10 protein-coding genes are annotated in these 12,590 nt (G+C 62.8%); 4 read left to right on the top strand and 6 right to left on the bottom strand.

Annotated elements, in window-relative coordinates:
* Window positions 1-195: 195 nt before the first annotated feature.
* Window positions 196-1,527 (top strand): glucoamylase family protein, encoded by a 1,332-nt coding sequence (locus tag NXC14_RS21495; protein WP_085779852.1) that lies wholly within the window; start codon window positions 196-198, stop codon window positions 1,525-1,527.
* A gap of 41 nt (window positions 1,528-1,568) precedes the next feature.
* On the opposite strand, the gene NXC14_RS21490 is transcribed toward NXC14_RS21495, so the two are convergent.
* The 6 genes from NXC14_RS21490 to NXC14_RS21465 form a co-directional block, all read right to left on the bottom strand.
* Window positions 1,569-2,606: an ABC transporter ATP-binding protein gene (locus NXC14_RS21490; RefSeq protein ID WP_085779851.1), complete on the bottom strand. Its 1,038-nt coding sequence runs from the start codon at window positions 2,604-2,606 to the stop codon at window positions 1,569-1,571.
* Window positions 2,603-4,270 (bottom strand): iron ABC transporter permease, encoded by a 1,668-nt coding sequence (locus NXC14_RS21485; RefSeq protein ID WP_085779850.1) that lies wholly within the window; start codon window positions 4,268-4,270, stop codon window positions 2,603-2,605. Before NXC14_RS21485 ends, NXC14_RS21490 begins: the two co-directional genes overlap by 4 nt.
* A 104-nt stretch (window positions 4,271-4,374) precedes the next feature.
* Window positions 4,375-5,397 carry an iron ABC transporter substrate-binding protein gene (locus NXC14_RS21480; RefSeq protein WP_085780239.1) on the bottom strand — a complete coding sequence of 341 codons (1,023 nt, stop codon included), beginning with the start codon at window positions 5,395-5,397 and terminating at the stop codon, window positions 4,375-4,377.
* Window positions 5,398-5,590: 193 nt separating this feature from the next.
* Window positions 5,591-7,129, bottom strand: coding sequence for an aldehyde dehydrogenase family protein (locus NXC14_RS21475; RefSeq protein WP_085779849.1), 1,539 nt, complete (start codon window positions 7,127-7,129; stop codon window positions 5,591-5,593).
* Between the two features lie 45 nt (window positions 7,130-7,174).
* The gene (locus NXC14_RS21470; protein WP_085779848.1) at window positions 7,175-8,458 is read right to left on the bottom strand and encodes an FAD-binding oxidoreductase; all 1,284 of its coding nucleotides are present in this window, start codon (window positions 8,456-8,458) and stop codon (window positions 7,175-7,177) included.
* Between the two features lie 66 nt (window positions 8,459-8,524).
* Window positions 8,525-9,937, bottom strand: coding sequence for a VOC family protein (locus NXC14_RS21465; protein ID WP_085779847.1), 1,413 nt, complete (start codon window positions 9,935-9,937; stop codon window positions 8,525-8,527).
* A gap of 101 nt (window positions 9,938-10,038) precedes the next feature.
* Here NXC14_RS21465 and NXC14_RS21460 point away from each other — a divergent pair, with 101 nt between their 5' ends.
* The 3 genes from NXC14_RS21460 (at window position 10,039) to NXC14_RS21450 (ending at window position 12,574) form a co-directional block, all read left to right on the top strand.
* On the top strand, window positions 10,039-10,947 hold the full coding sequence (locus NXC14_RS21460) for a LysR family transcriptional regulator (protein ID WP_085779846.1): 909 nt from the start codon (window positions 10,039-10,041) through the stop codon (window positions 10,945-10,947).
* A gap of 68 nt (window positions 10,948-11,015) precedes the next feature.
* Window positions 11,016-11,252: an Lrp/AsnC ligand binding domain-containing protein gene (locus NXC14_RS21455; RefSeq protein ID WP_003567502.1), complete on the top strand. Its 237-nt coding sequence runs from the start codon at window positions 11,016-11,018 to the stop codon at window positions 11,250-11,252.
* A 143-nt stretch (window positions 11,253-11,395) separates the two neighbouring features.
* Entirely contained in the window at window positions 11,396-12,574 is a 1,179-nt protein-coding gene (locus tag NXC14_RS21450) for a glycosyltransferase family 4 protein (protein WP_085779845.1), read from the top strand.
* The last annotated feature ends 16 nt before the right edge of the window (window positions 12,575-12,590 follow it).

The following is a 12,590-nucleotide window of genomic DNA, read 5'->3' as shown; positions in this document are numbered from 1 at the left end:
GCCGGTGCGGTGCGCCCCCGTTCCTTTGCTGCACCGCTTATATGACTTATGCTAGATATTATTTCACCGATAATTGTTAACGACCAATCGCCTCCGTTTGTGTTCTCTTATCCTTGCGAATCAAAAAGGTTTGATTTGCCCGGGGACGACCACCATGTTCATGCATGGGGCGGTGCAACAGTTGGGTAGGAGCCTATGCTGCAGCGGATCGAAGACATTGATGCAGCCCTCATAGACAGGTTGCAGCATTCGGCATTCAAGTACTTCCTGAAATATTCCAATCCCGAAAATGGCCTGGTGGCCGATACCTCGATCGGCGGCGTGCCGGCGAGCATCGCGGCCGTCGGTTTTGCCCTTTCCTCCTATCCGGTTGCTGTCGAGCGTTGCTGGATCAGCCGCAAGGAAGCAGCCGAGCGCACGGTCAATACGCTGCGTTTCTTCGCCGAGGCGCGCCAAGGCGAAGAGCGCCATGCGACCGGCCATCGCGGCTTCTTCTACCACTTCCTCCACATGGATAGCGGCAATCGCGCCTGGAACAGCGAGCTTTCGACCATCGATACGGCGCTGCTGATCGCCGGCGTACTGACCTCAGCGCAATATTTCAATCGCGAAGACGAGACGGAGACTGATATCCGTGAGCTCGCGACCTTCATCTACGAACGCGTCGACTGGCGCTGGGCGCTGAACAAGGGTGACGCCATTTCCATGGGATGGAAGCCTTCGTCGGGCTTCCTGCGCTGGCGTTATCACGGCTTCGACGAGGCGATCATCCTTTATGCGCTGGCGCTCGCCTCGCCGACGCATCCCATTCCGCAGTCGAGCTACGACGCCTTCACATCGAGCTATTCCTGGATGATGTTCGGTGACCAGCCGTATCTCTATGCCGGCCCGCTTTTCATTCATCTCTTTTCACATGCCTGGATCGATTTCCGCGGCATCCAGGACAGGCCGATGAGGGAGCGCAACTGGGACTACTTCCGCAACACCCAGGTCGTTATCAACATGCAGCGCGACTATGCCGAGCGCAATCCCGGCGGTTTCGTTGGTTACAACAGGAATGTCTGGGGCTTTACCGCCTGCGACGGCCCACCGCCCACCCGGCGCATGCGCGGCGGCCGGCAGCCGAAGGTGCTGGGTTATGCCGCACGCGGCGCGCCGCTCGGACCTGATGACGGCACGATAGCACCCTGGGCCGCACTTGCCTGCCTGCCCTATGACCGGCAGGCGGCTCTCGACGGCACCAAGACGCTGCTGACCACCTATCCGAACCTGCTGTTGGAGGGCGGCTTCCCCGGCGGCTTCAATCCGACCGTCCAGACCAAACGTCCGGAGGGTTGGGTGGACGACCGCACCGTCGGCATCGACCAGGGCCTGATCGTCATGACCGTGGAAAACGAGCGTTCCGATTTCATCTGGAAGCTGATGCGGCAAGCGCCGATCATCCGCCGCGGGCTCGAGCGCGCCGGCTTTACCGGCGGCTGGCTTGAGGGCATCGAGCCGCAAGAGCTGGTGCGCAGGGTCGGTTAGCGCACAAACCCACGGAAATTGATTTTCCGGAACGGATTATCTCAGCGATCGAAGACGTGTGCCTTGCCCGATATATCCAGGCGCACGAGATCGCCTCGCGAGGGAAGGGCGACGCTCGAGGTTTTGATCCGGATCGGCGGCAGGGCAACGCCATCGAGCGAGACGGCGACCGTGCAGACCGCGCCGCCGAACTCCACCTCGACAACCCGTCCGCCGTAGTCGCGATCGCTTTCCCCGGCAATGACGCGGATCTGCTCGGGCCGCAGCATGATTTCCGCTTTGCCCTGGCGGCTGCCTTCGACGGCGACATGGCCGAGAGCGCAGTCGGCAAGACCGTTCCGGATGATGGCCGGAAGCAGCACGGCATCGCCGAGGAACAGCGCCGTCTCGCGGTCTCTGGGATGCAGATATAGCGTTTGCGGCGATCCCGCCTGGATCAGCCGCCCTTCCCTCAGGACCGCGACCTGATCGGCAAAACTCAGTGCCTCTTCCTGATCGTGCGTCACGAGAACCGCGGTTATGCCGGCCGCCTGCAGGACGCGCGCGACAGCTTTGCGCATGTTTTCCCGCAAGCCGGTGTCGAGCGCTGAGAATGGTTCGTCGAGCAGCATCAGCCGCGGCTTGCGACCAAGCGCGCGGGCGAGCGCCACGCGCTGCTGCTGCCCGCCGGAGAGCTGGTGCGGGCGCCGCGCCAGCATGCTGCGGTCGAGCTCGACCATATCGAGCAGTTCGGCGATGCGCCGCTCACGATCGGCAGCACCCCGCTCGAAGCCGAAGCCGATATTTTCAGCCACGCTCAAGTGCGGAAACAGCGCGCCATCCTGGGAGACGATGCCGATGCCCCGCTTGTGGGCCGGTACCGCCGCCAGGCCATCGGCCAGTACGTCGCCATCCAATGTCACCCTGCCGGCATCGGCCTGCTCGAAGCCGGCGATGATGCGCAGCAGCGTCGTCTTGCCGGAGCCGGACGGGCCGATGACGGCTGTGCGGCTGCCGGCCTGGACATCGAGCGAAATATCCTTCAGCGCCTGGACAGGCCCGTAGCGCTTGCTGATGTTTTCGATCGTAAGCAGCGTCATTGGCCGGCGGTCCGTTTCGATTGCGTATAAAGCGTCAGGGTGAGCGGCAGCGACAGCACGACCATCATGACGGCGTAAGGGGCGGCCGAGACATAATCGATCTCGCTCGTCAGCGACCAGAATTTCGTCGCCAGCGTATCGACGCCGTTTGGCGAGAGCATCAGCGTCGCCGTGAGTTCATTAGTAATGCCAAGTGCGGTCAGGGCGATGCTGGCCGCGGCCCCCGGTGCGGCAAGCCGCATGGTGATCTGCCGCACCGCCTGGCCGGGGGTGCGGCCGAGGCCCATCGCGGCGCGCTCCAGCTCCACCGGCGCCTGGGCGATGCTGGCGCGCAGGCCGACCATGGCCCGGGGCAGGAAAAGCATCACATAGGCGACGAGCAGCGTTGCGAAGGTCTGATAGAGCGGCAGCACGATACGAACGGTGATCGTTACCAGCGCCAGCGCCACGACGACGCCGGGCAGCGAGCCGACATAATAGTGGCAGGCTTCGAGCAGGCGCTGAAAGCGGCCGGGCGCGCGCACGGAAAGCCAGGCCATGGGGGCTGCGGCAATCGTCGCCAGCACGCCGCCGGCCAGAGCGAGCGCCATCGTCTGCAGGAAGGCGCTGCCGACTTCGATGCGCCAGATCTCGCTGCCGCCGAGATAGAGCCAGCGGCCGAGTGTCAGCAACGGCACGCCGAGCGTCAGCACCGCCAGGAGGACAGGCAGCAGGATGGCCGGCCCCAGGAACCAGCCGAGACGCCGGCGATCGGCCGGACGCGGCGAGCCGGAGCCGACGCGGGCATAACGTTCGTTGCCGCGCAGCAGCACTTCAAGGCCAAGCAGGAAAAGGCAGCAGGCAACGAGCACACCGCCGAGCATGTTGGAGGCCGGGCTGTTGTAGGAAGATTGGAACTGGTCGACGATTGCGGTGGCGAAAGTGTCGAACCGGATCATGACGAACAGGCCGTATTCCGACAGCAGGTGCAGCGCGATCAGCAGCGACCCGCCGCAAATGGCAAACCTCAACTGCGGCAGCACGGTTCGGAAGAAGACGCGCCAGGGGTCGAGACCAAGGGAGGCGGCGGCATCCTCGATGGCCGGGTCGAGACGGCGCAACGCTGCGGCAACCGGCAGATAGAGAAAGGGATAGTAAGCGAGGACAGAAACGAAGACGCCGCTCTCAAGGCCGCGCATGCCGGGGATAAGGCTGACCCAGGCATAGCTGTGCACGAAGGCCGGCACCGCGAGCGGCGCGATCGCCAGCCAGGCCCAGAGCCTGGCGCACGGAATGTCCGTTCGTTCGGTCAGCCAGGCAAGCGTCACGGCCAGCGCGATCGACAGCGGGATGGTGATCGATTCCAAAAGAACCGTATTGATGAGGAGTTCGCCGACACGGGCCCGGAAGACAAGTGTTTTCACCGTCTCCCAGCCAACATCGTAAGTTATCCAGCCGATGAAGCCGAGCGGCACGAGACTGAAGATCGCGATGACGGTGGCGAGTAGCATCACGGGCGCGTGCGGCATGCGCCGGCGCGGCAATAGCATTCGCGCGCGCTTCGGCGCGACCGGCGCCTCGTTGCCGGCGACGAAAAATCTGTTGTCCTGCAGCAAGGCCGATGCCTTCATACGCTGAAAAAGGAAGGCAACCGTCTTGGAAAGACAGTTGCCCGATCCCATCATGCCCTAAGGTTTTCTTGAGCCAAAAGCAATAGTTTTGGCTGCTGCAAGCCTGCGGCAGAAAGGCCGAAGCCTCTCCCGCATAAGCGCTACGACACGTAGAGAGCCTAAATCAGACCTGCCGCTGTCATCAGTTCCACGACCTTTTTGCTGTCCAGCGTCGAGGCTTCCACCTTCGGAGCATTGAGATCGGCAAGCGGAACGAGCTTGTCATTGGAAGGGGCGTCCTTGCCGACGGCATATTCATAGGACGAGCCGTTCTTCAGAACTGCCTGGCCTGCCTTGCTGGTGACGAATTTCAGGAAAGCCTGCGCTTCCTTCATGTGCTGCGTGGACTTCAGGACGCCGCCGCCCGAAATGCTGATGAAAGCGCCCGGATCCTGATTCTTGAAGTAATGCATGCCGACATTCTTGCTGTTTTCGCCGGTCTTTGACTGATCGCCGAACCAGTAGTAATGATAGATGACCGCGCCTTCGACTTCACCTGAATTGACCGCCTTCATGGCAACGCTGTTGCCCTTGTAGGGCGTCGCATTGTCCTTGAGCCCCTTCAGCCATGCCTTAGTGGCATCTTCACCCTTCAGTTGCAGCAGCGCGGCGACGATGGCCTGAAAGTCGGCGCCGGCGGGCGATGCACCCCAGCGGCCCTTCCAAGCGGGGTCGGCGAGGTCGAGCAGCGACTTCGGCAGCTTGTCTTCGCTGAGCTTCGTCTTGTCATAGGCAAAGACGGTAGAGCGGGCGGCAATGCCGGTCCACATGCCGTCGGCCGGACGATACTGCTCCGGCACCTGATCCAGTGTTTCCTTTTCGACCGGGGCGAAGAGGCCGGCGCCGTCGACCAGCGTCATGGCCGGCGAATTCTCGGTCAGGAAAACATCGGCGGGGGATGCGTCGCCTTCCTGAATGATCTGGTTGGCGAATTGCATGTCGCCGCCCTGGCGCATGGTCACCTTGATGCCGGTCTCCTTGGTAAAGGCATCGATCCATTCGCGGCCCAGGCTTTCGTGCTGCGCATTGTAGACGACGAGACCTTCATCCTGCGCATTGGCGCTGCCTGCGAGCACCGTGGTGGAGAGAAGCGAAGCGGCGAGCGCCAGCACGTGGGAAAAACGGTTAACAGCAGTAATCATGAGGGCCTCCATGGCGATGTCACCCCAACAGGGTAAGAGGCGTATATTTTTCTTGACTGGTTATTTCAAGTTTCGTCGCCGAGAAAAAAGCATCACAAAATCTTGACCCAATATTTCAGATTGCGAGGGAATAAATTTCGATCGAGCCAAAAAGGCGACGCTGGGCCCAGTGTCGCCTTTGTTGAGATTGTGCTTATTCGACGTCGAACTTGACGCCCTGCGCAAGCGGCAGCGTGCTGCCGTAATTGATCGTGTTGGTCGCGCGGCGCATATAGGCCTTCCAGGCATCCGAGCCGGATTCGCGTCCGCCGCCGGTCTCTTTTTCGCCCCCGAAGGCGCCGCCGATTTCGGCGCCCGAAGGCCCGAGGTTGACGTTGGCGATACCGCAATCCGAGCCGCGCGCCGAAACGAAGGTTTCCGCCTCGCGCATGTCGTTGGTGAAGATCGACGACGACAATCCCTGCGGCACGGCATTGTGCAAGTCCAGCACCGCATTGAAATCGCTGTATTTCATAACGTAGAGAATGGGCGCGAAGGTCTCGTGCTCGACCGGGCCGATCTGATCGGGCATTTCGACCAGCGCCGGGCGAACGTAGAAGGCATCGGCCGAACCATTGTCGACGCGTTCGCCGCCGGTCACCTTGCCGCCTGCCGCCTTTGCCTCGCCGAGCGCCGCCTGCATCTTCTCGAAAGCCTGACCGTCGATCAGCGGGCCCACCAGTGTGCCGGTCTCCAGCGGATTGCCGATGGCGACGGAGCCGTAGGCCTTCTGCAGGCGCGGCACCAGCTTGTTGTAGACGCTTTCATGGACGAAGAGACGGCGCAGTGTCGTGCAGCGCTGGCCGGCCGTGCCCATGGCGGAGAAGGCGACGCCACGCAGCGTCAGGTCGAGGTCGGCGCTCGGGCAGACGATCGCGGCATTGTTGCCGCCGAGTTCGAGTATGGCGCGGGCAAAACGCTGCGACAGGCGCGGGCCGACGGCGCGGCCCATGGCCGTCGAGCCGGTGGCGGAAACCAGCGGGATTTTGGGGTGGTCGACCAGCACCTCGCCGACCTCACGGCCGCCGATGATCAGGGTGGATAGATTGGCCGGCGCCTTGCCGCCCTCGGCGACGAAGCGCTTCAGGGCCTTTTCGAACAGCGCCTGCACGGCAAGGGCGGTCAGTGGCGTCTTTTCCGAGGGTTTCCAGACGGTGGAATTGCCGCAGACCATCGCCAGCGCTGCATTCCACGACCAGACGGCGACCGGGAAGTTGAAGGCAGAAATGATGCCGATCGCGCCGAGAGGGTGCCAGCTTTCCATCATCCGGTGCTCCGAGCGCTCGGTGGCGATCGTCAGGCCATAGAGCTGGCGCGACAGGCCAACGGCGAAATCGCAGATGTCGATCATCTCCTGAACCTCGCCGAGGCCCTCGGAGGTGATCTTGCCGACTTCGATCGAGACGAGGCGGCCGAGCGCCGTCTTGGCGGCACGCAGCTCCTCGCCGAGCAGGCGGATCAACTCGCCGCGCTTCGGCGCCGGCACATTACGCCATTCCAGGAAAGCCTTGTGCGCCTCTTCGATCGCCGCTTTCGTTTCGGAAACGGAATTTTCTCTCAGTCTGCCGATCTCCTTGCCGGTGACGGGCGAGGAGACGGACAGCGTGCCGCCCTGATAGCGGCCGGCATCGACGCCGAGTTCGGCAAGCAGCTTGGCGGTTTCGGTGGCGAGATCGAGGACGGCGATGGTCATTGTCGTGTTTCCAATCTTATTGTTCTCAGAAGCGCTTGTCGGTTCTCAGAGGCGGGCATCGGCGAAATGGGCGACCTGAGCGCCGGCTTCGTACCATAGTTCCTTGAGCGCACGAAAGCTCGGCTCGGTGGGTGACGTCAGCGGAAGCGGCAGATCGGCCTCGGCTAGCCGGCCGAGAATATGCTCGGCCAATGTGCGGCCGAAGACCGTGCCCGGGGCTATGCCGCGGCCATTATAGCCCGAAAAGCCGATGACATTGGGGGCGAATTTGTGGAAGCGCGGCAGCGCATTGTCGGTCATGCCGATCTGGCCATACCATTCGCATTCGAACTCGACATCGCCGATAACGGGAAAGAGCCGCTTCAGGGCGCGCTTAGCCCAGCCCTTGTGCACCGCAAGGCCGGTATTGCGCAGCGCGCCGACGCTGCCGAAGACGAGGCGCCCAGCCCGATCCATGCGGAAGGAGGAGAGAATGTCCTTGGTGTCCCACGCGCCTTCCCGGCCCGGCAGGATCGACTGACGAAGATTGTGGCCGAGCGGTGCGGTGGCGAAATTGAAATAGGGCAGGTAAACCTGCTCGTTGCGCACCTGCTCGAAGGGGCCTGTGCTGTAGGCATCGGTCGCAACGATGATCCAGTCTGCGCTGGTCTCGCCGCCGTCCGTCTTCACGGCCCAGCGGCTGCCTTGGCGCTCCGTTGCGGTCACGGGGCTCGATGTATGAATGGCGACGCCTGCCTTGACGGCGGCATGGGCGAGGCCGCGTGCATAGGCAAGCGGCTGCAGCGTTCCGGCGCGCAGATCGAGCAGCGAACCGGCATAAGCCTCGCTGCCGATGCGCTTGGCCGTCTCAGCCGCATCCAGCAGTGCGACGGGCGCGCCGCGGGCCGACCATTGCGCCGCGCGCTCCTCGATCTCCTTCAGCCCCTCGGCGCCGACGGCGCAGTGCAGCGTGCCGTTGCGCTCGAGTTCGCAGGCGATCCCATGTTTGTCGATCAGTTCCATGACGAGCTTCGGCGCATTTCCGAGCAAATCGAGCAGCCGTTCACCATGGACTGGGCCGAGCACACCGGGGAGGTCGTTGGGCATCACCCACATGCCGGCATTGATCAGACCGACATTGCGCCCCGCACCGCCGAAGCCGATCTCCTTCGCCTCCAGCAGCACCACCTTCGAACCGGCCTCGGCGAGATGCAGGCCAGCGGAGAGACCGGTATAGCCGCCACCGACGATGACGACGTCGGCCGATACCGCGCCTTGGAGAGGCGAGGTCGCCGGCGGTTCGCCTGCGGTCTTTTCCCAGAGGCCGTGGGAGCGCGGATCATTCAGCATGGCACAGTCCGATCGGATGAAACCGGTGTACTCTAGCGCATAAGAACAGGGGTTGAAGCGGTGATTTCACGCAACGGTCCTCAGCCGCAGATCCGCGAGCCCGAGCGCCTTCATCGCGGCATCCAGCGATGCGGCCTGCCGTTCCGCGTAAAGCGCCAGCTCGTCCTGAACGGTCGCTCCGAGTGCGGTCTCGAAGGCGTCGCGGTTCGATCGTGTCGCATAATTCTGCTGCTGATCGGTGCCGAGATTCGACTGGAAGATGCCGGCCGCGCTGACGGGCAGGAAGTCTTCATAGACGATCGGCGCGAAAGCGAGATAGCCCTTGGCGAGGAGCGCTTCGGGATCGCGCGGCAAGGTCCCGGCGATCGCGGCGGCAATGCCCGCGGGCGTGGCGGAATAACGAAAGAAGGCGAGATCCTGGCTGCGCAGCTCATCCCAGCTGTCCGGCAGCGCGTTGAAGCGCTCAGCCAGTTCCTGGTCATAGGCGCCGGCTTTGGCGCCGCCGGCGCCGACCTGCACTTCGCCGCGAACCGAGGCAAGCAGTCGGTCGTAGAGCGCCCGGCCCTTGGCCGTCAACGCCACGCCGCGCTGTTCGATCTCGCCGAAGCGGGCGGTATGCGTGCCCTGGACCGCACCCTCGTCACCCGAGAAGACGATCGCCTCCTCCAGCGCCTTAAAGCTCGTCTGCCGCAGCAGGATATCGCACTGCCGGCGCGGCGGCCCTTCGATGACTGCCTTCGGAGTGATGCCGCGTTCCGGCATGCCGGCCTGCACCGCATCGATATCGAGCGTGCGCGGCGTCAAGTGGTTGATGTGCGGCCCCTTGAAGCTGACGACATCGGCGATCAGCCGATGCGCGTCGTGCAGGCGCTTGTAGGTTTCGGCACTAACGGTGGCTTCGCCGTGCCAACGGAAGGTTTCAAGCGCCTCGGCGACGAATTCAGTCGCTTCCGCCTCGGTCAGGCCGCCATTCTGCTCGTGACGCTCGATCAGCGCGATGGCACGCGGCGTATAGATGCGCCGCTTGGCCAGAATGGCCTCGGCCTCCCGCCGCAGGCTTTCATCCTCGATCAGTTCCAGGCGCAGCAGAGAGGTGAAGACGCGGAACGGATTGATGTTGAGCGCCGCCTCGTCGATCGGACGGAAGCAGGTGGAATGAACCGGCACGCCGGCGACCGAAAGATCGTAATAGCCGACCGCCTGCATGCCCATGACGGCAAACAGCCGGCGGATGGTGAAAAGCTCTTCCGCCGTACCGAGGCGGATGGCGCCGTGACGCTCGACATCGATGCGTTCCAGCTCGCCGGCGCGGGCCAGGCGTTCGCGCAGATCCGGATTGCTTTCGAGGCAACCGGCATTCACATCCGCCACGAGCTCGATCAGCGTGCCATATTGCGGCACCTCCGTCCGGTACATCTGCGACATCGCGTCGGTGAAGAGCGAGCGGATACGATCTGTTGAAATGAAGGCTTGTGGCATCTAAGGTTCCGGCTCATTCCGATTTTGCAGGATGAAACTCTTTACAAGCACCGCAAAGGCCGAAATATCGACATTTCGGAAATAGCTCATTCTGAAACGGAATGATCATGCTCGCTTCAAGGCGTTTTCTGCCGTCGACTTCACATCTCGCCGCCTTCGAGGCGGTCGCCCGCACAGGCAGCGTGACGGCGGCGGCGCGCGAACTCGACCTGACGCAGAGCGCCGTCAGCCGTCAGGTCAGCGCATTGGAGGAGCAGCTTGGAGTCGAGCTCTTCTTGCGTGAACGCCAGACCATGCGGCTGACGCTGGCCGGCGACAGTTATGCCCGCGAGATTCGCGAGGCGCTGCGCCGGATCTCGAGCGCCTCACTGAACCTGCGCGCCAACCCACACGGCGGCACGCTCACTCTCGCCATCCTGCCTACCTTCGGCACGCGCTGGCTTGCGCCACGCTTGGGGCGCTTTCTCAGCGCCAATCCCGGCGTAACGATCAATCTCGCGACCCGTCTTTCACCTTTTGACTTCCGGCTCGATTCGATTGACGCCGCGATCCATTTCGGCCACCCGCACTGGCCTGGCGCGGAACTCACCTTGCTGATGTCGGAGCGTACGGTGCCGGCCTGCAGCCCTGATTTTCTGAAACAGCACAGGATTTCGCAGCCAGAGGACCTGCTTACCGTTCCACTCCTGCATCTGACCACGCGCCCCGATGCCTGGGAGCAATGGTTCGCCGGCAACGGCGTTTCCTTCGAAAGCGTGCACGGTATGCTCTTCGATCAGTTCGCCACCGCAGCGCAAGCGGCGATCGCCGGCCTCGGTGTCGCCCTGTTGCCGACATTCCTGATGCAGGAAGAACTCAAGCGCGGCGATCTCGTCGCCGCCGTCGACCGGGAGATGGAGAGCCGCGAGCGCTATTATCTCGCCTGTCCCAGCGAGCGCGCCGATTATGCGCCGCTTGCCGCCTTTCGCGACTGGATCGTCGCCGAAGCGGCGGCCGGAGGGACCGTGTGAGGAACGGCTTGCATCGGCACGGCGCTTTCGACCATTATGCGCGCCAAACAACTTTGCAGGAAATCTCCATGAAACCGATCTTCGTCCAGCTCCAATGCGCCCCCGGCAAGACCTATGAGGTCGCCGACGCCATCTACCAGACCGAGCTGGTCTCGGAGCTCTATTCAACGAGCGGCGATTACGACCTGCTGTTGAAGGTCTATATCGAGGAAGGCCAGGACATCGGCAAGTTCATCAACGACAATATCGCCAATATTCCTGGCATCGTCCGGTCGCTGACGACCCTCACCTTCAAAGCCTTCTGAACACCGTCAGACACGATTAACCCTGTTGCGAAGAATCGCCTCCGCAGGACGTCGCTCAAACCACGCCTTAACGCCTGAGATATCTGGTCGTTGCTATAAATCCGCGTCAACACGCGTTTGGCATACGCAGCGATAGGTAGAAAATGGCGATCGTCGAGGCAGACAGGGTGCGCGAGAATCCGCAGCCGCAAACGGCTCCGCTGATCGTCCATGTCGTGCGCCAGTTCCTGCCCAATCGCGGCGGCCTGGAAGACGTCGTCGCCAATCTCAGCCGCCAGACCCTTCGGCGTGGCTATCGTGTCCGTGTCGTTACGCTGAACTCCCTGTTTACCGCGCCAGAGGACAGGCTGCCGTCGCGCGAAAATATAGACGGCATCGAGGTGGTGCGCATTCCGTGGTCCGGCAGCAGCCGTTATCCGCTGGCGCCGCAGGTTTTTCGCCATCTCGGCGACGCCGATCTCGTGCATGTCCATGCCATCGACTTCTTCTTCGATGCGCTCGCCTGGGGCCGGATGCTGCACGGCAAACCGATGATCGTCACCACCCATGGCGGTTTCTTCCACACCCGGAAATATGCGGCGATCAAGAAGATATGGTTCCGCACGCTGACCCGCGCCTCGGCGAGGGCCTATCGCCGTGTGGTTTGCTGCAGCGCCTCCGATCTCAAGCAGTTTTCCGAAATCGTGCCGGACAGCGTGCTGGTCGAGAACGGCGCCGATATCGGCAAGTTCGCCGACACCGCCTCGCGTCGCGCAAGACGCCGCATCGTCACCATCGGCCGATTTTCAGTGAACAAGCGGCTGGACCATCTGCTCGACGCGATAGCCGTTCTGAAGAGCCGCGATCCGGAATGGCATCTCGACATTGTCGGGGCCGAATCCGACCTGAACCGGGTGGATATCGAGGGCGAGATCGAAAGCCGGGACCTGACCGGCCGCGTCACCCTGCATGTGTCGCCAGACAATGAGACCATCCGCCGGATCATCACTGCGGCTTCGCTCTTCGCCTCCGCTTCGGAATATGAGGGTTTCGGCCTGGTCGCGCTGGAGGCGATGAGTGCCGGCCTGCTGCCGGTGCTGAACGCCAACGACGCCTTTCAGACGCTCGCCGATCGGCACCGCGTCATCAGGCTTGCCGATTTCACCAGCCCGGAGAGTGCCGCGACCGCCGTGGAATTGGCCCATGCCGACCTTGCGGGCCGACCGGATGTCCTTCGCTCTGAGCTTCTCGACGCCGCGCGCGGCTATTCCTGGGATATCGTCGCCGGGCGTTACATCGATCTCTACAGATCGCTTGATATCGCCGCCGCGGAAAGCCTCTGACCTACCCCGACAGAAG

Source organism: Rhizobium sp. NXC14, from assembly GCF_002117485.1.
Lineage (GTDB): Bacteria > Pseudomonadota > Alphaproteobacteria > Rhizobiales > Rhizobiaceae > Rhizobium.
This window is presented reverse-complemented; position numbering and strand designations above follow the sequence as displayed.